The 22,450-nt window shown below is 64.8% G+C and carries 19 protein-coding genes; 8 read left to right on the forward strand and 11 right to left on the reverse strand.

The window, feature by feature from the left end:
- The first annotated feature begins 7 nt into the window (after nucleotides 1-7).
- Entirely contained in the window at nucleotides 8-1,051 is a 1,044-nt protein-coding gene (locus tag RQX22_RS08925) for a 2-dehydropantoate 2-reductase (RefSeq protein WP_315725684.1), read from the forward strand.
- Nucleotides 1,052-1,210: 159 nt separating this feature from the next.
- Here the strand turns inward: RQX22_RS08925 and RQX22_RS08930 are convergent, their stop codons facing one another.
- The 3 genes from RQX22_RS08930 to hflK form a co-directional block, all read right to left on the reverse strand.
- A complete protein-coding gene (locus tag RQX22_RS08930; protein ID WP_315725686.1) occupies nucleotides 1,211-2,755 on the reverse strand; it encodes a Do family serine endopeptidase in 1,545 nt (514 codons plus the stop codon).
- A 107-nt stretch (nucleotides 2,756-2,862) separates the two neighbouring features.
- On the reverse strand, nucleotides 2,863-3,726 hold the full coding sequence (gene hflC, locus RQX22_RS08935) for a protease modulator HflC (RefSeq protein ID WP_410001622.1): 864 nt from the start codon (nucleotides 3,724-3,726) through the stop codon (nucleotides 2,863-2,865).
- Nucleotides 3,723-4,781: an FtsH protease activity modulator HflK gene (gene hflK, locus RQX22_RS08940; RefSeq protein ID WP_410001628.1), complete on the reverse strand. Its 1,059-nt coding sequence runs from the start codon at nucleotides 4,779-4,781 to the stop codon at nucleotides 3,723-3,725. The genes hflC and hflK overlap by 4 nt, the downstream gene beginning before the upstream one ends.
- Nucleotides 4,782-4,852: 71 nt before the next feature.
- Here hflK and RQX22_RS08945 point away from each other — a divergent pair, with 71 nt between their 5' ends.
- Both RQX22_RS08945 and RQX22_RS08950 read left to right on the forward strand, forming a co-directional pair.
- Entirely contained in the window at nucleotides 4,853-5,830 is a 978-nt protein-coding gene (locus RQX22_RS08945) for an Mrp/NBP35 family ATP-binding protein (protein WP_315725688.1), read from the forward strand.
- 17 nt (nucleotides 5,831-5,847) lie between these two features.
- Entirely contained in the window at nucleotides 5,848-6,276 is a 429-nt protein-coding gene (locus tag RQX22_RS08950; RefSeq protein WP_315725690.1) for a CoA-binding protein, read from the forward strand.
- A gap of 22 nt (nucleotides 6,277-6,298) precedes the next feature.
- Here the strand turns inward: RQX22_RS08950 and RQX22_RS08955 are convergent, their stop codons facing one another.
- The 4 genes from RQX22_RS08955 to ubiA all read right to left on the reverse strand — a co-directional run bounded on the left by RQX22_RS08955 (nucleotide 6,299) and on the right by ubiA (nucleotide 10,423).
- On the reverse strand, nucleotides 6,299-7,285 hold the full coding sequence (locus tag RQX22_RS08955) for a retroviral-like aspartic protease family protein (protein WP_315725692.1): 987 nt from the start codon (nucleotides 7,283-7,285) through the stop codon (nucleotides 6,299-6,301).
- Nucleotides 7,286-7,367: 82 nt separating this feature from the next.
- Nucleotides 7,368-8,129, reverse strand: coding sequence for a 3'(2'),5'-bisphosphate nucleotidase CysQ (locus tag RQX22_RS08960; RefSeq protein ID WP_315725694.1), 762 nt, complete (start codon nucleotides 8,127-8,129; stop codon nucleotides 7,368-7,370).
- Nucleotides 8,122-9,468 carry a TldD/PmbA family protein gene (locus RQX22_RS08965; RefSeq protein ID WP_315725696.1) on the reverse strand — a complete coding sequence of 449 codons (1,347 nt, stop codon included), beginning with the start codon at nucleotides 9,466-9,468 and terminating at the stop codon, nucleotides 8,122-8,124. Before RQX22_RS08965 ends, RQX22_RS08960 begins: the two co-directional genes overlap by 8 nt.
- Nucleotides 9,469-9,505: 37 nt before the next feature.
- On the reverse strand, nucleotides 9,506-10,423 hold the full coding sequence (ubiA, locus tag RQX22_RS08970) for a 4-hydroxybenzoate octaprenyltransferase (RefSeq protein WP_315725698.1): 918 nt from the start codon (nucleotides 10,421-10,423) through the stop codon (nucleotides 9,506-9,508).
- A 27-nt stretch (nucleotides 10,424-10,450) separates the two neighbouring features.
- On the opposite strand from ubiA, the gene RQX22_RS08975 reads away from it, so the two are divergent.
- From RQX22_RS08975 to RQX22_RS08990, 4 genes are all read left to right on the forward strand, one after another.
- On the forward strand, nucleotides 10,451-11,206 hold the full coding sequence (locus RQX22_RS08975) for a 16S rRNA (uracil(1498)-N(3))-methyltransferase (RefSeq protein ID WP_315725700.1): 756 nt from the start codon (nucleotides 10,451-10,453) through the stop codon (nucleotides 11,204-11,206).
- 43 nt (nucleotides 11,207-11,249) lie between these two features.
- Nucleotides 11,250-12,623 carry a glutamate--cysteine ligase gene (locus RQX22_RS08980; RefSeq protein WP_315725702.1) on the forward strand — a complete coding sequence of 458 codons (1,374 nt, stop codon included), beginning with the start codon at nucleotides 11,250-11,252 and terminating at the stop codon, nucleotides 12,621-12,623.
- 11 nt (nucleotides 12,624-12,634) lie between these two features.
- The gene (pip, locus tag RQX22_RS08985; protein ID WP_315725704.1) at nucleotides 12,635-13,606 is read left to right on the forward strand and encodes a prolyl aminopeptidase; all 972 of its coding nucleotides are present in this window, start codon (nucleotides 12,635-12,637) and stop codon (nucleotides 13,604-13,606) included.
- A gap of 84 nt (nucleotides 13,607-13,690) precedes the next feature.
- Nucleotides 13,691-15,001: an MFS transporter gene (locus tag RQX22_RS08990; RefSeq protein ID WP_315725706.1), complete on the forward strand. Its 1,311-nt coding sequence runs from the start codon at nucleotides 13,691-13,693 to the stop codon at nucleotides 14,999-15,001.
- 186 nt (nucleotides 15,002-15,187) lie between these two features.
- Here the strand turns inward: RQX22_RS08990 and RQX22_RS08995 are convergent, their stop codons facing one another.
- From RQX22_RS08995 to RQX22_RS09010, 4 genes are all read right to left on the reverse strand, one after another.
- Nucleotides 15,188-17,236, reverse strand: a complete 2,049-nt coding sequence (locus RQX22_RS08995) for a M13 family metallopeptidase (RefSeq protein WP_315725708.1) — start codon at nucleotides 17,234-17,236, stop codon at nucleotides 15,188-15,190.
- A gap of 131 nt (nucleotides 17,237-17,367) precedes the next feature.
- The gene (locus RQX22_RS09000) at nucleotides 17,368-19,566 is read right to left on the reverse strand and encodes a penicillin acylase family protein (protein ID WP_315725710.1); all 2,199 of its coding nucleotides are present in this window, start codon (nucleotides 19,564-19,566) and stop codon (nucleotides 17,368-17,370) included.
- Nucleotides 19,567-19,928: 362 nt separating this feature from the next.
- Entirely contained in the window at nucleotides 19,929-20,204 is a 276-nt protein-coding gene (locus RQX22_RS09005; protein ID WP_315725712.1) for a hypothetical protein, read from the reverse strand.
- Nucleotides 20,205-20,280: 76 nt separating this feature from the next.
- Nucleotides 20,281-21,594, reverse strand: a complete 1,314-nt coding sequence (locus RQX22_RS09010) for a methyltransferase family protein (protein ID WP_315725714.1) — start codon at nucleotides 21,592-21,594, stop codon at nucleotides 20,281-20,283.
- Nucleotides 21,595-21,748: 154 nt separating this feature from the next.
- Between RQX22_RS09010 and RQX22_RS09015 the strand changes: the two genes are divergently transcribed.
- Nucleotides 21,749-22,393 (forward strand): PilZ domain-containing protein, encoded by a 645-nt coding sequence (locus tag RQX22_RS09015; RefSeq protein ID WP_315725715.1) that lies wholly within the window; start codon nucleotides 21,749-21,751, stop codon nucleotides 22,391-22,393.
- Nucleotides 22,394-22,450 lie beyond the last annotated feature (57 nt).

Consider the following 22,450-nt stretch of genomic DNA (forward strand, 5'->3'; position numbering starts at 1 on the left):
ACCGGCCATGGGCGAAACGCCGAAGATCGTCATCCTCGGAGCCGGTTCGATCGGCGGCTTCATCGGCGGCGCCTGGCATCTCGCGGGTGCCGACGTGAGCCTGATCGGCCGCGATCCCCTCGTCCGATCGATAGGCCAGCACGGCTTGATCCTCAGCGATCTCGATGGCTGGAAACGCCGCATTCCCGCGGGCGAACTTCCCATGACCACGAAGCCGGCCGCCCTTGCCAAGGCCGACATCGTCGCGCTCTGCGTCAAGAGCAATGTCACCGAGGCGGCAGCGAAGCAGATCGCGACCCATGCCAAGCGCAAGCCGATGGTCATCAGCTTTCAGAACGGCCTCGGCAATGTCGACGTGCTGAAGCGGAAGCTTCCAAAGCTCGAGATCGTCCAGGCCGTGATCCCTTTCAACATCGCCTATCTGGGCGAAGGGCGCTGGCACAAGGGGGTCGCCGGCGATATTTTGATCGAGGATCGGCCGGCGACGCGCGCGCTCGCCGCCGGCCTGGGGAATGGTCCGGCGAGACTGGATCCGACCGGCGACATCATTGCGGTCGCCTGGGGGAAATTGCTCATCAACCTCAACAATGCGATCAACGCCTTGTCGGGACGGACTTTGCTCGAAGAGCTCGCCGACCGCGACTACCGGCGAGTCTGGGCCGCTTCGATGATGGAGACGCTGGACCTGCTGAAAGCCGCCGGCATCGCGCCGGCCAAACTCGGCCCGGTGCCGCCAGGGCTGCTTCCCCATGCCATCGGATCGCCGGATATCGTCTTCAAGAATATCTTCCTGCGTATCCAGAAGATCGATCCCAGGGCTCGCTCATCCATGTATGACGATCTTGCGGCCGGGCGCGCGACGGAAGCGGAGCATTTGAACGGCGAGGTGGTGAGGCTGGCCGCGAGGCTTGGCCGCAAGGCGCCCGTCAATTCCGCGCTTCTCGCCTTGATCAAGCAAGCCGAGGCCGGTGTCGAAAGGCGCTGGAGCGGAGCCGAGCTCCGCCGGCACGTGCTGGAGGGCGGCCAGGCCGCGCCTCTGTTCGGCTATTAAAGAGTTATTTTCAAGGCAGATGGAATCATCTGACGTCCGGGAAATGACGGAAAGCAAAGAAAAATCCGAGGTCTGGTGGTCGTCGGTGGAAGCGCCTCGCGCTGCCACCGACGACATGAATCCAGGCATCCGATCATCGCCCGTGCGGGAGGCTGAAGCTCAGCGCTTCAGCAACTCCACGCCAACATAACGCGGCGGGGTATTCCCGGTCTGAACGAGCAGGAGCACCGAATCGCGTCCGCCCGTCCGCGCCGCCTGAAGGGCAGCGGCCGCCTCGTCCGGCGTACGGGTGGCGCGCTGGTTGATCGACAGGATGATGTCGCCCTGCTGGATCTTGGTTGCCGCGTCGCTGGACGGATTGACCGACGCCACGACGACGCCCCGGATAGTCTCGTCGCGAAGCCGGAGCGAGCGCGCGATCTGCGGCGTGAGCGGCTGCACGGTGATCCCGAGATTCTCCCGCGCCGAACGCTGGCTGCTGCTCTGCTGCGATTCCGAGGGTTCCTCGACCGGCGTTTCGGTCTCGATGCCATTCAGCTTGGCCAATTCCTCGTCGGTTGGACGCTCGCCGATCGTGACGGTGACGGTGCGGCGCTGGCCATCGCGGATCAGCTCGAACGGTACCTTCGCACCGACCGGCAGATTCGCGACGAGATAGGCGAGCGATTCTTCCGGCGTGACGGGCTTGCCGTCGACGCTGATGACGACATCGCCTTGCTCGATGCCGGCCCGTTCGGCGCCGCCGCCCGGCGTTACGCCGCGGATCAATTCGCCCCTGTTCTTCGGGACGCCGAGCGATTCGGCGATCGCATCGTCCAACGGCTGCAGGCTGACGCCGATATAGCCGCGCTGCGGCCGCTCGCCCTTGCGCAGGGCATCGATCACCGGCCGCGCCTGTTCGGCGGGAATGGCGAAGCCGAGTCCGACATTCCCGCCCGTCGGCGAAATCAGAGCGGTGTTGATGCCCACGACATTGCCGTTGAGATCGAACATCGGACCGCCGCTATTGCCCATGTTGATGGAGGCGTCGGTCTGGATGTAGCGGTCGTAATTTCCGGCCTGGAGGTTGCGGTGCACGGCCGAGACGATGCCGGCCGTGACGGTGCCGCCGAGCCCGAACGGATTGCCGATCGCAACCACCCAGTCGCCCACCCGCGTCTGGGTGGAATCGCCGAATCGGACGAAAGGCAGGCCGGCGGCCTTGATCTTCAGCACCGCCAGGTCGGTGGCGGTATCGCGCCCGACAAGCTCGGCTTCGAACTCCCGGCGATCCGCCAAGGTCACGACGATCTCGTCGACGGTGGCGCCGCTGCGCGCCGGTGAGACGACATGGTTGTTGGTGACGATGTAACCGTCCGGCGAAATCAGGAATCCCGAACCCAATGAACCGCCGCGCTGGGTGACCGGCCGATCATTGCTGTCCGGCACAGGCGCGCCGAACTGACGGAAGAATTCCTCGAGGCCCGGCGGCAATTGCCGCTGGCGGTTGATCTGTATACTTTGCCGCGTTGAAATATTCACGACCGCCGGCTGCAGACGGGCAGCGAGATCCGCGAAGCTCATCGGCGCGTCCGGGCGGGGCGACGCGGCCGATATGGTGCCGGGCTCGTTCTGCGCGGTCTGGGCGCCGACGGGACCGACGGTCAGGGTGGCGGCTGCTCCCCCAAGGAGCAGGGCGGCGGTAAGGCCATATGCGTAACGCACGATCGGAATCCTCCTCATCATCTTCTGGCCCGGGCGGGCTGGACCCGGACGGGTCGTTCGACGTCGCAAACTATGTGGTGCTGCTGAACGTGATTTGAATGGCGTGGTTATCGACGACCTCTGAATTCCCTCAGATAATCATTGTCCGGAGACAGGATGATGCTGGAACGGCCCTGCTCCTCCCCGGATCCGTTGTTCACGAAGGTCGCCTCATAGGATTGCATGGCCCGGTAGAAATCGTAGAAATCGGGATCCTTGCCGAATGCCTCGGCATAGGTGTTCGCCGCTTCGGCATCGGCATCCGCCCGGATGATCTGCGCCTGCTTCGAGCCCTGCGCCCGAATCGAACGGGCCTCCTGCTGCCGCGCCGTCTGCATGCGCTGATAGGCCGATTGCAGGGGGGTTCCTTCGGGAAGGTCGGCGCGTTTGATGCGCACGTCGACGATTTCGGCGCCATATTGCTTGGCAACGCGGTTGAGGGCGTTCTGGATATTGTCCATCATCTGGCCACGCTCCGGGGAGAGCAAGGCGGCGAAGGGCCGGCGGCCGAGTTCGTTGCGCAGCGCGGAGCCCAGAATGGGGCGAAGCTGGTCGCTGACCCGTTCCTCGGTACGGGCGGAAATATACATGCGGAGGGGATCGACGATCCGATAACGGGCGAAGGCGTCGACCTGAAGCCGAAGCTGATCGGTCGAAAGCACCTGCTGTCGGTCCATGTCGACGCTGAGGATGCGCTTGTCGATCCAGTGCACCTCTTCCATGAAGGGAATGCGCACGATCAGCCCGGCGCCCGTCTCGCCGAACGGGGCCCCTTCGCGATAGCGGTTGATGATTCGATTCGGCTCGCCGAAGCGGACGATCACCGCCTGCTGGGTCTCCGGGACGACGGCGAAGGTGGTGCCGGCCACGATCAGCACGAAGATCGCGGCAAAGGCCATGGCAATCGGATTGCGGACGACCTGGCCGATCATCGTGCCGCTCCTTCCGCGCGCTTCTGGATTTCCGGCAGGGCGAGATAGGGGGTCACGCCGGGCGTCTCGACGATGGTCTTGTCGACCTTGGAGAGCACGCGCTCCATCGTTTCATAATACATGCGTCGCCGCGTTACCTCCGGAGCCTGTTTGTACTGGGCATAGACCTTGTCGAAGGCGGCGGCTTCGCCCTGCGCCTTGGCGGTCAACTGAAGCGCGTAGGCCCGCGCCTGGTTGATATAGGATTGCGCTTCCTGCTGCGCCGCCGAAACCTCCTTGAAGGCGTCGTTGACCGCGGCCGGTGGATCCGATTGCTTGATGGCGACGCCCTGCACCCGGATCCCGGAGCGATAGTCGTTCAGCAGCCGCTGCATCACCTGTTGCACCCTTTGTTCTATCTCTCCGCGGCCCGCGCCGATTGCGTCGTCCAGCGATACGCCGGCGACGACGGCGCGCATGGCGCTTTCCGCAACCTCGCGGATGGTTTGTTCGGGGTCCTTGATCTGGAACAGGTAGAGTTCGGGATCGGCGATATTCCAGCGCACCGAATAAGCGAGGTCGATGATGTTCTGATCCCCGGTGAGAATCAGATTCTCGCTGCTCGCGTCGGTCGATCCGATGTCGATCGTCCGGATCTCCTGGACGTCGACCTTCTGCACGCGATCGATCGGCGCCGGCAGCGTGAAGCCGATGCCGGGACCGAGCGTCCCGCTGAAGCTGCCAAGGCGGGTGATGACGCCGGCCTGTTGCGGGCCGATACGGTGAAAGCTGGTGAAGATCAGCCACAGCAACAGGAATATGCCGAGGCCGTAAAGCCAGTAGGGGCGCCCGTTGCCGGTCGGAAAGCTGCCACCGAAGCGGTCGCGGCTCTTTTTCAGGAAATCGTCCAGCGAGGTGACGTTGCCGCCCACGCTCCCGGGTCGGCGCTTGCGCGGCGGTTGGCTCCAGGGACTGCGCGGGCCGCCGTCGTCGCCGCCGGAGCCGCCGCCCCAGGGGCCCTTATTCTCGTTCATCATGGCGCCGGAGCGCGCGCCCCACCCGAAAATCTTCTTCATATGACCTTTATAGGAACCGCCCTTGCGGAAAAACAGTGCCAACCGGCGCGCGGCCGATTATCGGCTGGGCAATGGACGATGATATAGGCAAGGTTTCGGCCGCTTTGAACGAGCTGCCCGGCGTCGCGGGCCGCGTCTCCGCGCTTCGGCTCAAGGGCGGGATCGCCACCTTGGTGCTCGACGCCTCCGGCCTCGCGCCGGAAGCGAGAAGCAACTTCCAGCATCGCATCCGCACCATGCTGGAAGCCATGCCGGAGGTCGATCAGGTTCGAATCGCCCTGACCGAAGAGAAGGTCCACCGGACCATCATTGCCGTCGGCAGTGGCAAGGGAGGGGTCGGAAAATCCACTCTGGCTGCCAACCTCGCCATCGCCCTTGCCCGCGCCGGCCGCACGGTGGGCCTTGTCGACGCCGACATTTACGGCCCGTCGCAGCCGCGGATCATGGGCAATGAGCAGCGGCCCGACGCGGTGGAGAAGCAGATCATCCCGGTCGACGCCCATGGCGTGAAGATGCTTTCCATCGGCCAGCTGGTAGAGGCCGGAACCGCGCTCGCCTGGCGCGGGCCCATGGTCACGTCCGCGCTCGGCCAGCTGATGGACGGCGAATGGAGCGACCGCGATCTCATGATCGTCGATTTGCCGCCGGGCACAGGGGATATCCAGATGTCCCTCGTCCAGAAATGGCGTCCGGCCGGCGCGGTGATCGTCTCGACACCGCAGGACCTGGCCCTGATCGATGCCACCCGTGCCATCGACCTGTTCCGCAAGATGAACGTGCCGGTGATCGGCCTGGTCGAGAATATGGCCGGCTATGCCTGTCCCCATTGCGGCGAGATCTCCGATCCCTTCGGCTCCGGCGGCGCCGAGGCCGCGGCCGGGACTCTCGGCATTCCCTTCCTCGGCCGCATTCCGCTCAGCCTTTCCATACGCGAGGCTTCGGACGCCGGCACGCCGCCGGCGATCGGGGACGGGGAGGAGGCCGCCTTATTCTCCACGCTGGCGACGAAACTGCTCGATCAGATGAAGAGTTTGGAAAATCGGGTTTAGAAACTGAGGAACTCAGCATGCCGCTCACGAACGACCAGGAAATTGCCGATCTGCTCGCGAACACGCGCACCATTGCGCTGGTCGGTGCTTCGGACCGTCCCGACCGCCCGAGCTATGGCGTGATGAAATTCCTCCAGGACCAGGGCTATCGGGTCTTCCCCGTCAATCCGCAAATTACCGGCGAGCATGTTCATGGCGAATATGTCTGGCGCGAGCTTTCCCAGATCGGCGAGCCGATCGACCTGGTCGACATCTTTCGACGACCCGAGGCCGTCGGCGACGCGGTCGACGAGGCGATTGCCGCAGGAGCCAAAGCGGTGTGGATGCAGATCGGCGTCGTCAACCAGGATGCGGCCGCCCGGGCAGAGGCGGCCGGCCTCAAGGTCGTGATGGACCGTTGCCCCAAGATCGAGATTCCACGTCTCCGCGTGCCGCCGATAGGCTGAACGCCCCCGGCCCCGGCGCGGATCACCCCGCCGGGCGCGCGCCTTCCGTCCGCGCCACCCGGGTCGGCGGCTGAAGCGCCGAGGTGTCGCCGGGGAGGATCTTCACCGTCCGGTTGGCGAAGTCGACCGAGACCCGCTCGAACAATTGCAGCGCGTCCATGCCCAGCAATATGGCCGGACGCTCCATCAGGCCGAGCTTGCGGAACGGATGCGCATCCGCAAAGACGAGCGGCAAATTCTGCATCTCGATGCCGCCTATCCTGATGCGCCGGGCCAGGCCCTGGTCGGCGATCGTCGTCGATCCGGTAACACTGGTGAGCGCTACCGGGATCGTGGTCTTCAACCGTCCCTTCCGTTCGAGCTTCCGGCGCAGGGCATTGTTGGCGACCGTCGCTTCCGATCCCGTGTCGACGATCACCCAGACCTTCTGGCCCTCGACCGTGGCGTCGACCAGCACGAGATGTCCGAACCGGCTCTTGGCCGTGATCACGATCGTATCGCTCGGCCATCTAGGCTCCCGCTTGCGGGAAGGTGTGACCGTCATTTCCTGTTTCACGAAATCGAACAGGACCCGCTGCGACTGGAGCGTATCCACGCCCAGCAGTCCCTCGGCGCCCAGATTGCGCCGCTCCAATGCCGGCGCGTTGATCCGGTGCACGCTCTTGCCGCCGACCTGAAGCTCCGGAATCACGACCGTCGAAACGGTGCTGACCTCCGTCATGCTATGCATCCTCGCCGGCCGACCCGGTACGAGGTCGAGCGCGCGCGCCAGTTCGCGTGAGATGACGGTGCGTTCCGATCCGGTGTCGATGACGAACAGGTGAGGACCGCTCGCACCGATGTTGACGGGAACGGTCATCCGATCCCCTTCATCCTCGCCGAAACTGAGAACATGCCCGCTCTCGTCGACGATGGGCTGGGGAAGCGATACCATGTCCTGCCCGGCCGACGGTGAAGCGGCACCGAGAGCGGTCAGGAATGCAGAAGCGGCAAGCAGAAGAGGTTTCATCGCCAACCTTCCAATCCGGAGCCATTCTACGCCTTTTGCCGGGAAAGGCGAAGGGGAACCTGCATGCGGTTCCCGCGACCGGTCAGACGACCGCCATCGCCCGCCCCCGAAGACGCGCGACCGCCGCCGCATGGATGGCAGGCGTCGCCGCCAGCACCCCGAAAGCGGACCCCGAAGCGGTGTTGAAGGCGAGCGGCTGGCCCAGTGCGCCGCTGACGGTGGCGCCGGCCTCGCTCGCGATCAGCGCGGCCGCAGCAATGTCCCATTCGAAACCCCATCGAAGGGTGGCGACCAGATCCGCCTCGCCGGCGGCCACCAGCGCGATGCGCAACGCGATCGAATTGGGTTTGGCGACAGCTTTCAGGTCGGCATCTTCGGCGGGAAGCGAGTCGCTGGGGACCCGCGCGCCCGCAAATATTTTTCGCCCGCTGACCTGCAGACGATCGCCGTTGCGCCATGCGCCCTGTCCCGCCGCCGCCTGCCAATGCTCGCCCCGCTCCGGCGCATCGAGCACGCCGATGATCGGCACCCGATCCTCGACCAGCGCCACCGATACCGCCCAGCCCGGCCGGCCGCGCAGATAGTCGCGGGTACCGTCGATCGGATCCACCACCCACAATCGCCGCCGCTCGATCCGATCGGAATCGTCGAGCGTCTCCTCCGAGAGCCAGCCGGCGTCGGGATCCAGCCGCGACAATTCTTCGCGCAGGAATGCGTCTATCTCCAGGTCGATGTCGCAGACCGGATGGCCCGGCACTTTTTCCCACCGCTTGAACGGGCCGCCACTGCGGCTCTGCGCAATCCGTCCGGCCTCGGCGGCGATGCTGGAGACCCGGTCAAGCACCGGCGACGGTCATTCCCTCGATACGAAGCGTCGGGACGTTGATGGCGCGGCGGAACTCCAGATCGCTCGCGGGCGTCAGCGTCCTGAATATGTCGAGCAGGTTTCCGGCGATCGTGATCTCCGCCACCGGTCCGGCAATCTCGCCATCCTCGATGATGAAGCCGGATGCGCCGCGGCTGTAATCGCCCGTCACCGGATTGACGCCCTGGCCGATCAGCTCGGTCACGTAGACGCCCCGCTTGATATCGCCGATCAGCTCGCTTTGCGAAAGGCGTCCGGGCTCGAGATGCACGTTGGTCGCGCTTGCGCCCGGAGCGCCGCCGATGCCGCGTGTGGCATGGCCGGTCGGCTGCAGGCCGAGCTGGCGCGCGGATGCGCTGTCGAGCAACCAGCCGGTGAGCCGCCCGTCCGCGACCAGCTTGCGCGGCCTGGTCGGCAGGCCCTCGCCGTCGAAGGGCTTGGAGCGGAGGCCGCGCGGCCGGTGCGGATCGTCGGTGATGGTAATATAGGGCGCGAAGATCGGCTCATCCTCGCGGCCAAGCAGAAAGCTCGTCTTGCGGGCGATGGCGGAGCCGGTGATGGCGCCCAGCAGGTGACTGATCAGGCTGCCGCCGACCCGGGGATCGAATATGACGGGCATGGATCCGCTGCTGAGCTTGCCGGGACCGACCCGGGCGACGGCGCGCTCGCCAGCAAGCCGGCCGATCGCATCCGCGTCGTCGAGATCCTCGAACCAGCGGACGCTATGGCTGGCATAGTCGCGCTGCATCGCGCCGCCGGTGCCGGCGATGACGCTGGCCGACCCGCTATAGCCGCTGGTCGCATAGCCTCGGCAAAAGCCATGGCTGGTGGCGAGCGCAACCACGGACCGGCCGGCACTGATTCCCGCGCCTTCGCTGTTGGTCACGCCTTCGACGGACCGCGCCGCGTCCTCGATGGCGAGCGCCAATTGCTTCAGCTCCGCAGGCGCCGGATCCTGTCTGTCGTCGCCGGCGACATCCGGTCCCGCTTCCCGCAGCAGCAATTCGGCCGGCGCGAGACCGGCATGCACGTCCTCGGGCGCCTCCCGCGCCATCGCCGATGCTCTCTCCACCATCGCTGCAAGGGCGTCGTCGGAAAGGTCGGACGAAGAGGTCGAAGCCGAACGACGCCCGACGAAGAAACGCAGGCCGATCTCCTCGCCTTCGGAGCGCTGGACGTCTTCGAGAGCTCCGAGACGCACCTGCACGCCGGTCGACGCGTCCCCGACGTAAAGAACGTCGGCGGCGTCGGCGCCGGCCTTGAGGGCAGCATCGATCAGGGCGGCGGCACGGGCAGTGGCTTGGTCGGTGGTCAGCATCAGCGTCACGTAAGGACACTGAACGGAAAAGCAAAGCTCAGGCGGTGCCGACGACCAGGCAAGCGAGGAACATGAGCAGGCCGGCGAAGCGGTTGGAGCGAAATTTGGCGAGTGCGTCGCCGCCATCTTCCAACCGCAAGGTCAGCACCTGCCAAAGCAAATGGAGCGTCATCGGCAGCAAGGCGGCAAGGCCTGGCAGGTCCGGGCGAACCTGCCAGATCGCGGCGCTCCACAAGCCCAATGCGAGCAGGTAGAAGAAGCCGACACCTTCCCGTACACGCCCGCCCAAGGCAAGCGCCGAAGATTTGACGCCGACCAATGCGTCATCCTCGCGATCCTGCAACGCATAGATCGTGTCGTAGCCGATCACCCAGCAGATCGAGCCCGCATAGAGCAGGAGCGCCGCCGGCTCGATCCTGCCCGTGACCGCCGGCCAGCCGACCAGGGCCGCCCAGGAAAAGACGAGGCCCAGCCAAGCCTGGGGCCACCAGGTGATCCTTTTCATGAACGGATAGAGGGCGACAGGCACAAGGCTTGCCAGTGCGGCGATTTGCGCCATCGGGTTGAATTGAAGCAGCACGACGAGGCCGGCCAGGCCGAGCGCGACAAGCAGCAGCCAGGCAGTCCTTAAGGTCACCCTCCCGCTCGCCAGCGGCCGCAGCCGAGTGCGCTCGACCCGCGCGTCGAGATTGCGGTCGACGATGTCGTTATAGACGCAGCCCGCGCTCCGCATCGCAAAGGCGCCGATCGCCAGCCACAGGATCAGCATCGGCCCGTGCCCGCCCATGCCGGCCAGCGCGACGCTCCACGCGCCTGGCCAGAATAAAAGCCAGACGCCGATCGGCCGGTCGATACGCATCAGCGAGGCGAGCGGCCGGAGCGCCTTGGGAAGCGCGCCGATCAGCCCGCGCCTTTCGCTGTCGGGGACGATATGATCATGCTCTTTTGTGGTCACGCGCTCGTCCTTGCCGTAGGGAGAAGCATGGTCGCAACCCCCGCCTGGCCGCCTGCCAGCCTCCCCCGTCTGTACGTGGACCGGCAACTGGCCGACAATGCCCCGCTGGTCCTCGACGGCGCGGCCGCCAATTATCTCGGCAATGTCCTGCGCCTCGGTGTCGGCGCCCAGCTGAAACTGTTCGACGACCGGACCGGCGAGTGGCTGGCGGAGATCGCCGAACCGGGGAAGAAGAGGCTTTCCCTGCGGGTCGTGCGCCGGTTGCGGCCGCGCGAGCCGGTGCCCGATCTGTGGCTGCTCTTCGCGCCGATCAAGCGCGGCCGGATCGACTGGCTGGTGGAAAAGGCGACCGAGCTCGGAGTGGCGCGCCTGGTGCCGGTCCTGACCGGGCGCACTATCGTCGACCGGGTGAATATCGACAGGCTGCGCGCCCATGCGATCGAGGCGGCCGAGCAATGCGAACGAACCGCCCTGCCCGAACTGGCCGATCCGGCCAAGCTGGACGCGCTGCTTCGCAACTGGCCGGCGGATCGAACCTTGTTCTTTGCCGACGAGCGTGGCGGAACGCCGCTGGCCGAGGCGGCCGTGCCGGGGCCGGCGGCGATCCTGATCGGTCCGGAAGGCGGCTTCACCGATGCGGAGCGCGCTGCGGTCGGGGCGGTGCCGGCCGCACGCCCGATTTCGCTCGGCCCGCGCATCCTCCGCGCCGACACGGCCGCCCTCGCCGCCATCGCCTTGTGGATGGCAAAGGCCGGCGATTGGTCCCATTCAGTAGCGCGATGAAACCTACTGGCGGAGGCTCGGGCCCGGCGCTAAGGCTCGGGCGATGACGACACGCACCGAATCCGGCAAGGCCGATCCGCTGATCGAGACACGCGACGATCTGCTGGCGCCCTTCGTCGCCGGCGAAAAGCCGAAAGCCGCATGGCGTATCGGCACCGAGCATGAGAAGTTCGTCTATCGCAATGACGACCATCATGCCCCTTCCTATGAGGAGCCGGGCGGCATACGCGACCTGCTGATGGCGCTTACCGAATTCGGCTGGACGCCGATCGAGGAAAATGGGAACGTCATCGCCCTCGCCGGGCCTGACGGCAATGTCAGCCTGGAGCCGGCCGGTCAGCTGGAGCTTTCGGGCGCGCCGCTCGATAATCTGCACGAGACCTGCGCCGAGGCTGGACGCCACCTCGAGCAGGTCAAGGCGGTCGGCAGGAAGCTCGGGCTGAGCTTCCTCGGGCTCGGCATGTGGCCCGACAAGAGTCGCGACGAACTGCCGATCATGCCCAAGGGGCGCTATGCGATCATGCTCCGCCACATGCCCCGGGTCGGCGGACTCGGACTCGACATGATGCTCCGTACCTGCACGATCCAGGTCAATCTGGACTATGGATCCGAAGCGGACATGGCGGCCAAGTTCCGCGTCGGCCTGGCCCTGCAGCCGCTCGCCACCGCCCTCTTCGCCAATTCGCCCTTCACCGAAGGAAAGCCGAACGGCTATCTTTCCTATCGGAGCCATATCTGGTCGGACACCGATCCCGCCCGCACGGGCATGCTCCCATTCGTGTTCGAACAAGGCTTCGGCTATGATCGCTACGTCGATTATGCCCTCGACGTGCCGATGTACTTCGTCTTCCGCGACGGCCGCTATATCGATGCGGCCGGTCTCTCCTTCCGCGACTTCCTGAAGGGCGAGCTTAAGGCGCTGCCGGGCGAAAAGCCCTTGCTTTCGGATTGGACCGACCATCTCTCGACCGCCTTTCCGGAGGTCCGGCTCAAAAGCTTCCTCGAGATGCGCGGCGCCGATGGCGGCCCCTGGAGCCGGATCTGCGCTTTGCCCGCTTTATGGGTTGGGCTCCTCTACGATCAGGCCGCGCTCGACGCGGCGTGGGACGAGGTCAGGCATTGGTCGATCGAGGGCCGGCAACAGCTGCGCGACAGCGTGCCCAGGCTCGGCCTCAAGGCCGTCACTCCCGATGGCGAAACGCTCCTGGAACTCGGCCGGCGCATCCTCGCCATCGCGCAGTCCGGCCTTTCCGCCCGCGCACGCCTCAACAATTCCGGCGACAATGAATCCGGCTTCCTCGATCCGCTGCGGGAAATCCTCGCGCGCGGCACGACGCCGGCGGAGGTGCTGCTCGAACATTATCGAGGGGCGTGGGGCGGCGACGCCAGCCGGATCTATCAGGAAATGAGCTTTTAGGGGATTTGAGAATGGCTGACCCGGTGACTTCCGATCGCAGGACCCTCTATCCGGCCATCGAGCCTTACCGATCCGGCATGCTGGAAGTCGGAGACGGCCACAGCCTCTATTGGGAATTATGCGGCAACCCTGCGGGCAAGCCGGTGGTCTTCCTCCATGGCGGCCCCGGCGGCGGATCCGGCCCCGATCATCGCCGCCAGTTCGATCCGGAGCGCTACAATATCCTCGTGTTCGATCAACGCGGATGCGGGCGATCGACGCCTTATGCCTCGCTGGAAGCGAACACGACCTGGGATCTCGTCGCCGATATCGAGCGGCTTCGCGAAATGGTCGGCGTCGAGAGGTGGATGGTGTTCGGCGGATCCTGGGGCTCGACCCTGTCGCTCGCTTATGCGGAGACCCATCCGGAGCGCGTCACTGCGCTCGTCCTGCGCGGCATCTTCCTGATGGGCCGGCTGGAACTAGATTGGCTCTATCGGCGCGGCGCGTCCGAAATCTATCCGGACAAATGGGAGGACTTTGTCGGCCTCATTCCGGAAGAGGAGCGAGACGATCTGGTCGCTGCCTATCAGCGCCGCCTGACCAGCGACGACCCGCTCGTCCGCGTCGAGGCCGCCAAGGCCTGGAGCCGGTGGGAAGCCGAAACCGTCACCTTGCTGCCCAGCGACGAGGTCGTGAATCATTTCACCAGCGATGATGTCGCGGTCGCGATCGCCCGGATCGAGAATCATTACATGATCCGCGGAGGCTGGCTGGAGGAAGGGCAGCTGCTGCGCGACGTCGGCAGGCTGCGGCACATCCCTGCGGTGATCGTCCAGGGCCGGCACGATAGCTGCACGCCGCCGGCCGCCGCCTGGGCTCTCCACAAGGCCTGGCCCGAAGCCGAGCTCAACATCGTGCCCGACGGGGGACATCTGTTCAACGAACCCGGAATCCTCGATGGTCTGATCAGGGCCACCGACGCACTGGCCGACCGGATCTGAGCCGTCGCGGCCGCCGCCAACGAGGCGCTGGCGCGGCGCCGCTTCTTCGGGTTAATTGACTTTCCTCAACCGGGGGGACAGCGAATGGCGACAAGGCAGGACGGCGCAACGGGCGAGAAGACTCCGCTCCGGCGGGTGATCATGGCGAGCCTCGTCGGCACGACCATCGAATGGTATGATTTCTTCCTCTACGGCACTGCCGCCGCTTTGGTTTTCAACAAGCTTTTCTTTCCCGAATATGATCCGCTGACGGGCACACTGCTGGCCTTCGCCACCTATTCGCTCGGCTTCGTCGCCCGACCGGTCGGCGGGATCGTCTTCGGTCATTTCGGCGACCGTATCGGACGCAAGCGACTGCTGATGATCAGCCTGATCCTGATGGGCGTCGCCACCACCCTGATCGGCCTGCTCCCGACATATGGGCAGATCGGCGTCTGGGCGCCGATCACACTGGTCCTCCTGCGCCTCGTCCAGGGTTTCGCGGTGGGCGGCGAGTGGGGCGGCGCCGTGCTGCTCGCGGCCGAACATGCCGATGCGAAGCGGCGCGGCTTCTGGGCGAGCTGGCCGCAGGCCGGCGTCGCCGCGGGTCTGGTCCTTGCCTCGGGCGTGCTCGCCATGATGGCGGGCTTGCAGAGCGAGGCGGACTTCCTTGCGTGGGGCTGGCGCGTTCCCTTCATTCTTTCGGCCGTGCTGGTCGTCATCGGCTGGTGGATCCGGACGTCGGTGTCGGAAAGCCGGACGTTCGAGGCGGCCATGGCGGAATCGGAAAGCCCGCCGAAGCTGCCCGCGCTCGACGTATTTCGCGAAAAGCCCCGGGCGGTCCTGCTCGGATCGGGCCTCAGGCTCGGCGAGAATATCTCTTATTATATCGTGACCGTCTTCTCGATCACCTACATGACGGAGATGGCGAAGCTGGACCAGAGCGACGCGTTGAACGCCATCCTGATCGGCGCCTTCGTCCAATTCTTCGCGATCCCGCTATTGTCCCGGCTTTCCGACCGGATCGGCCGCCGGCCGGTCTATGCGATCGGCGCCTTCGGACTCGCCATTTTCGCCTTCCTCTTCTTCCCGATGCTGGGCAGCGGCAACATGTTGGCGATCGTCGCCGCGGTCACGATCGGCCTTATCCTGCACAGCGCCATGTACGGCCCGCAGGCGGCCTTCATCGCCGAGCTTTTCCCGACGAGGATCCGTTATTCGGGCGCATCCATCGCCTATCAGCTCACCACCATCGCAGCGGGTTCGGTGGCGCCGATGATCGCCCTCACTTTGTATCAGCAGACAGGATCGGCGGTTCCGGTCGCCATTTACGTCGCGATCGCCTGCGTCGTCAGCGGCGTCAGCGCCTTGCTCGCGCGCGAAACCAAGGGCATCGAATTGAGCGAGATACGCTGACGCCGCGTCGGCTGGGCACTTCGGACCAGCTGAGTGCGTAGTGGCGCGAGGTGCTGGCGCGTGGCCCCGTGCGGAAACGGAACGCGACACGCTGGCATCGTGGAATTCGGACGCCGTGCCGGCAAACCGGCGGGCCCATGCGACTTCGCGATGACGGCTCAGTAGGAAGCCGAGAAAGTCATGGCCTCACCACACCCGCACGCGCTTGGCGGGTTCGAGGTAGAGCTTGTCGCCCGGCTTGACGTCGAAGGCATCGTACCAGGCGTCGAGATTGCGGACGACCCAGGTGCGCTGGATGGCTGGCGAATGGGCGTCGGTCAGCAGCGCCTGCCGAAGATGCTCGTCGCGCTGTTTCAGCCGCCAGAATTGCGCCCAGCCGAGGAAGAAGCGCTGGTCGCCGGTATAGCCGTCGATCACCGGCGCCGGCTTGCCCCCGAGCGAGCGCTTATAGGCGTCATAGGCGATGGTGAGGCCGGCGAGATCGCCAATATTCTCGCCAAGCGTGAACTCGCCCTTCACATGCTCGCCGGGCAGCGGCTCATAGGCGTCATATTGCGCGATCAGGGCCTTGCCGGCGGCGTCGAAGGCCTTCAGATCCTCCGGCGTCCACCAATTGGCGAGCACGCCCTTCTCATTATATTTCGAACCCTGGTCGTCGAAATGGTGGCTGATCTCGTGGCCCGCGATCGCGCCGATCGCGCCGTAATTGACCGCCGGATCTGCCCTTGCGTCGAAGCTGGGCGGCTGCAGGAACGCCGCCGGGAAGGTGATCTCGAGCCGGTTGTAGGTCGCATTGGCGTTCACCGTCTGCGGGGAAAGATACCAGTCCCACCTTTGGGTCGGTTTATTGGCCCGATCGACCACATGGCGAAACTCGAACCGGTTCGAGCGGACGACATTGCCGAACAGATCGTCGGATCGAACCTGGAGCCCGGCATAATCCCGCCATTTGTCAGGATAGCCGACCCGGACGGTGAAGCCCTTCAATTTCTCCTTCGCCTTTGCCTTGGTCACCGGCTGCATCCAGCCGAGCCGGTCGATCCGCTGGTCCATCACCGCCAGCAGATTGGTGGCAAGATCGTTCATCACCGCTTTATATTCGGGCGGAAAGTGACGCTGCACGTAGATTTGCGCGACCTCGTCCCGCAGCATGTAATTGACCAGGGTCGCACCACGCCGCCAGCGCGGCTCGCGCTCCGGCGTTCCCTTCATCACCTTGTCGTAAAAGGCGAAGCGCTCGGCCTCGACCGCGTCGGGCAAGGCCGGCGCCAGGCTGTCGAGGCTGCGCACGATCATCTGGTCGCGCAGCACTGCCACCGGCGCCTTGTCCACGATCGCGGCGATACCCTTCACCGCGCTGGGTTCGCGGACGATCACGTCGGTGAGGTTCGAGCCGGCCGCCTTTAATATCGCCTGCAGATCGAGCGTCGGCGTCGCGAACTGCGCGGTCTCGGCAAGCGTGAACTTGTGATAGGTCTTGGCCATGTCGCTGACATCTTCGCGGGTCCACTGGACCTTGGCGATCTCGGTCTCCATCGCCATGATCGCCTGAGCGCGGGCGCGGACATTCTTCTCCCCGGCCAGGGTCAGCACATTGGCGAGATGCGTCACATAGGCCTCGCGCATCTTGGCGAAGGCCGGCTTGTCCGACAGATACATGTCGCGATCAGGCAGGCCGGTGCCGCCCTGTTCGATCAGCAGCACCATGCGCTCCGGCTGCTTGTCGTCCGACCAGACATATTGGCCATAGGGCCCGGATATGCCCATCTCGTTCGCCTGCGCGACCAGGGCCGTATAGCCCGTGCGATCGGTCAGGCCCTTGATCTTGCCCAGCCAGGGCTGGATCGGGGCCATGCCCAGCGCCTCGATCCTGGCGGTGTCCATATAAGCGGCATAAGCCTGCCCGAGCTTGTTCGCCGGATCGGCCTTCGCCGCCTCGATGATGGCGCGCAGCCGCTCAGTGGTGAGGTCGCGAAGGATCATGTAGGATCCCCATTGCGCCTTGTCGGCCGGCATCGGCGTGTTCCGTGCCCAGCCACCATTGGCATAAGCATAGAAATCGTCGCCGGGCTTGACCGCCTCGTCGACACCGGTCTCGTCGAAGCCGAACGTGCCGAGCTGCGGCTTGCCGCCCGCCACCGGCGAGGCGACGCTCGGCGCCTCCTGCGCGGAAAGGACGGCGGGACCGGCCAGCATCGTGGCGGCGAGCAGGACGGGAAGAAGGAGATGGCGCATCGGGACCCCCGGGGAAAGACAGGATACCGACTGTATCAAGTCAGCGACACGCTTCGGCAAACCATAGTAACTGAGCCCAAGCCCCAGAAAAGCTATCGGACGGCCTCAACGGAAACCTGGCCCGTCTGCCCTCACTGGCCCGGATGATAGCGGCGCTCCGTCCGGCCGACGAGCTGATCCGGATAATAATGGATCTCGCGCAGATCGCCGTCCGCATAACGTTGCGCCTGGTCGTTGAAATGCGGCGAGCGCGGATCGCCGCTCTCGCCGCCGGCCGTCACCGCACGCGCGCGCACCCGGTCGCCGAACTCCACCACGGCGACGAAGCTGTTGCCGCCGGTTCCATACCAGCGCTTCGTGCCGGGATAGGCCTTGGCGCCGAAGGAGGCCAGCGTCCCCCAGCGCGCGGAGGGGAAGCCGACGGCGATGCTGGGCGCGGCGTCGGCAAAGGGCTGGACTATGGCGCCGGTAAGACGCTGGAAGCGGTTGATCTCGCCCCAGGCAATGTCCCAGCGGCCGAAATCCTGCTTCAGGCGCTTCACCGACGCCGCCAGCGCTTCCAGCTTCTGCGTGGCCGGCGCCTTGTCCATCTTCTCATAGCTAAGGAGCCCTTCCTCCCATTGGGCGCCTGCGGCGGTCCGCCACATCTCGTCGCCCCAGAAGACCGCTAGCGACGTGGGCACGGATTCCTTCGCCCAACGGAAATCCCATGTCCTGAGCGCGGCGACCGGCGCGGCGAGGTCGCGCTTCAGCGGGTTCGAGGCGGGCGCCCCGTCCCAAGCCTCGACGAGCCCTGGAACAAGGTGCGCGAAGGCCGGCATGTAGCTGTCATAAGCGGCCGCGCGCAGCCGCTCGAGCGTGAAATCCTTGCGCCCCTCGAGCACCATCAAGGCATGGAGGCCCCGCGGATTCTCGCCGAATCTGTCCATGTAGCGTGGGAAGCGGTCGCGCTTCGGACTGTGCCGGCCGGCGGCGGAATAAGGCCAATTGTTGGTGTTCTGGATCCAGCCTCCCGGTGGATTGAGCAGATGCGGCGCATCGGCCAGCGCATGCAGGCCGCGCCAGTCGGTCGCCGGATCGCTGCCGTCGACCGGCCGGCGATAGTCGAACCTGTCGTCACGGACCGGAATGAATTGGGGGTGCAGATAGGCGATATTGCCGGAGGAATCGGCGAATATGCTATTGTTCGAACTGTTCGCCTTGAGCTCCGCGACCTTCAGGAACGAAGCATAGTCCCGCGCCTTGGTCCGCAGGAAGGATTGCTGCAGCGCTTCGACCGGCTTGTGCATCATCGCAAAGGCGATCCATTTGCCGCCTTCGCTGCGGATGATCGGGCCATGATGGGTCCGGTAGGTCTGGAAGCTGCGGCTGGCCATGCCGCCATCGCCCGTTCGATAACGGACGGAGACAGTGGCGGTCTGGACCGGCCTTTCTTCTCGCCCGTAACGATAGAAGAGGCGGTCGCCGCGGCGAACGATCGTCTCCGCAAACTCGTCGACCACGTCGACCCCGCTGGTCGTGTGCATCCAGCCGGCATCGGCGTTGAAACCCTGGTAGATGAAGAACTGGCCCCAGGTGGCGGCGCCATAGGCGTTCAGACCTTCTTCGCTCGTCATCTGCAGCTCCGACCGGAAGAAGAAGCTGGTGTGCGGGTTTATCAGCAGCAAGGCCTGGCCGGAGACGCTGTTGGACGGCGCGATCGCGAACCCGTTCGATCCGCTGGGCTCCCGGCCGGCCGGCGTCTTCGCGACGCGCGCCAATCTGGTGTTCGAATAAAATGATTCCAGCCCGGCAAGGTCGATATTCTCGATATCGCCGCCGATACTGCCCTCGCTGAAGCTCAGCGCCATCCAGGGTTCGAACCGGGTGATCACGCGAGGCCGCACAGCCTGATGGGAGGCAAGGTAGAAGTTGAGCCCGTCCGCCCAGGCGTTCATCAACCGCTTCAGCCACTCGGGACTGGCAGCATATCGTGCCTCCAACGCCTCGGGCTGCATATAGAGTTTCGCGCGTAGATCCTGCCAGATCGCCTTTTCGCCCTCGGCTTCCGCGAGCCGCCCAAGCGATACGAGGTAATTGGTCTCGATCCGGTTGAAATCGTCCTCCGCCTGGGCATAGATCATGCCGAAGACGGCGTCGGCATCGCTTTTCCCGCTGACATGGGCAATGCCCCAATCGTCCCGGACGATCGTCACCCGCGCCGCCTGGCTTTCCCAACGCGCATTTTCGGCCCGGCTGCCCCCCGATGCCGTGACGCAGGCCGCGAGCAGCATGACGAGAGCCAGCAAGGCCGGAAGACGTCCGCATGTTCGCATCGACCGATGTTTCATCACCAGAGCCTAAAGCCTCCATGGCCGGCTGAGAACCCCGCCAGGCATCGCGGCGACGAGCCTCGGCGCTTTTTCATCGCGGCTGCCAGTCACTGAGGAAGGTTTTCATTTAGGGCAATTTAGAGTAAGAAGGAGATGGGGACGGGAGATGGTCGCCGAACCGGCAGACTGTCGGCGAAACGCTTCGGGAAAATCCGAAGCGTTTCGTTTTTTATGGAACCCCTGCGCGGGTAGGGCGTTTCAGCTTCACCCCCCCGTGGTAACCGGCCCCTCCCCCCCTCCGGTTACCCACAAAGCCCCGGCAGAAATGCCGGGGCTTTTTTCTGCCGGCGCGCCGCAGCCGAGATGCCGGGCCTATATCCTCAGCAGGGTATTTCGCAGGGTTGCCCGGGGTCCGGCTTGCGCCGACCGTCGGAGGCGACCGGGCCAGCGGCTGGACCGCGTCTATAGCCTTTTGCCTCCAGGCACTGATTGGCGACGTTCAACGCGGCCATCCGGTCCCAATAATGGCGGCGATTGGCTTCCTGTTTGCAGGATTCGATATCGGCTTGCGCCTCTTGCCTGCCCTTCTCCGGATTGTAGACCGCCATGGTGCATCCGGAGGCGAGCATCAGCAAGGGAAGGAGAGACATTCTCATTGCAGGTTCCGCGGCAGGGGACGACATCTTTTGTCACCCTGTCCTGCCGTTCGCAACGGCAACGGTCCTTTCGGGGCTACTCGGCCGGAACGGGAAACGGCCCTCGCCGGCCACGAAACCTGTTGATCAGCCGGGGCAGCGGACCGTGCTGTTCCATCCATTCGGCATATTCGCGATAATGGGGATCGGCGCTCAGATGCTGCTCCTCCGTTCGCGCCCGCCAATAATAGACGCCGGTGACGATCGCCAGCACCGACGTGTTGCGGACGATGTCGGTCAGGCTGCCAGTGGTCGCGAAGAACGGCAGTGTCGACAGCCACCAGAACAGATTCTTCGACACGTATGCGGGATGCTTGGTCCAGGCATAGGGCCCGTGGGTGAGGATGCCGCGATGGGTGAGATTGGAAAAGCGGAGGCCGAATGCCATCGTCGCCCAGGCATAGACCGCCGTCAGGAACACCAGCACGAAGCCGATCAGTGCCATGGCGAGCGGCGATCCATCCAGCCAATAAGTCCACTCGGCAGTGCCGTAATGATAATCGAGCGGACCGCCGTCTCCCATCAGGATGAAGGGCGGATAGCAGATGAGTGCCGCCATCCAGCCCGCCGCATAAGGATTGGCGGACCGTATATGGGCGTCGAGCGGCTTCATCGTCAGCACATAGCCAACGGTCGCGAAGCAGACGTCGATCATGAACATGGCGCTGATCAGCCATCGGGACAGGTTGATCGGATTGGCGGCGATGTCGGCCGCGACGGGCGCGATCGTTTCGTGCCAGTTGCCGGGGACGATCGAGATCATGAAGGCAAGGAAGAACCCCTTCACGGTCCAGCTGCGCAAATGTTCGGGCAACAGGTCGCGGTCGCTCGTGCCGCTACGACCGATGATCATTCTGCCGAGTTGCCAGGCGCCGTCGCGTGGCTCCGTCAATCGCCGATCGATCCAGATCACATAGGGAATGGACAGGACCAGGAGCGGCACCGCCGCATAGCTCAGCACCTGCATCGAAAAGAGATATTGCCCGTCCCAATACCAGCGGCCGAGGCAATAGGCGAAGGCGATCGCCGCCCACGTCGCCCACAGACCGGCAATCTTGACGAGGCTGACGTCAAGCGATTCCGAAAGTGGCCTCGGCGGACCGTCCCAATCGATTCCCGTGGTCGGATTTCGGTGCACCTTGTCCACGCCCAGCGACCAGGCGATCATCGGAATGCCGCAGGCAAGCAGCGCGCACAAAGCGGCGCCCGGACCGACAAAACCGAAACTTCGGGATATTCCCGCCCAAAGCAACAGACCGACGAGGCCGGCCACGCCCACCATCGTGCTGACCGCCGAAGCGGGGCGCGGATTTCGGCGCAATTCCGGCGCGATCTTCGCTTCTGCATTCATATCGGAAACGCTCTAGGAAAAATTGGTAAGCAAGACGTGAACGAAACCACCGTTTCGGACTTAATTCCCGCTCGTTGCGTAAGAAGTTCGTAAACCTCTGACCCTAATATTCAGACCTTGCGGGAGAGATATCTTTCGCCGGGGAGGAAGATTGATGGGCGCCGAACGCGACACCTTGAATGAACAATATGCGGAAACGACCTTCTCGTTTTCGCCCAAGGCCCCGCCGCCGCCCGATCGCCGGCGCAACGTGCGCCAGATCACGATCTTGCGCGTCGGCACCCTGATCACGCCTGTGGGCCGCGAGCTGTGTCTGGTCCGCAACATCTCCGGCGGCGGTCTCATGGCGCACGTTTACTGCCAGCATCAGGAGGGCGAACGGGTCACCGTCGAGCTCAAGACCGATCACCGCATTCCCGGCCGCATCCTATGGGTGCGCGATTCCAATATCGGCATCGAATTCGACGAGATGGTCGACGTCGAAGAGATGCTGACCAACCAGGCGATGCAGGAACAGGGCTGGCGTCACCGCATGCCGCGGGTGGAGGTGGACAGGTTGGCGACCCTGCGCGTCGGCGCCCTTCTCTACGGCGTCAACACATGCGACATCTCGCAAGGCGGCGTGAAGATCGAGACGGACGAGCCGGTCGAAGCCGGCACGGAAGTCATGCTCAGCTTGGAGAAATTTCGCCCCGTGGCCGGTGTCGTACGCTGGTGCGATGGCGGCTTTTGCGGAATCTCCTTCAATCAGCCGATTCCGTTCCAGGAACTAATGGGCTGGCTGCGGCCGAAAGGCTGAAAGCCCGGGCCGAAAAAGCCTGGGCCTCATCCCAACAGAGTCTTGCCCACCGCGCCG

It is taken from the genome of Sphingosinicella rhizophila (genome assembly GCF_032378825.1).
In the GTDB taxonomy this organism is placed as follows: domain Bacteria; phylum Pseudomonadota; class Alphaproteobacteria; order Sphingomonadales; family Sphingomonadaceae; genus Allosphingosinicella; species Allosphingosinicella rhizophila.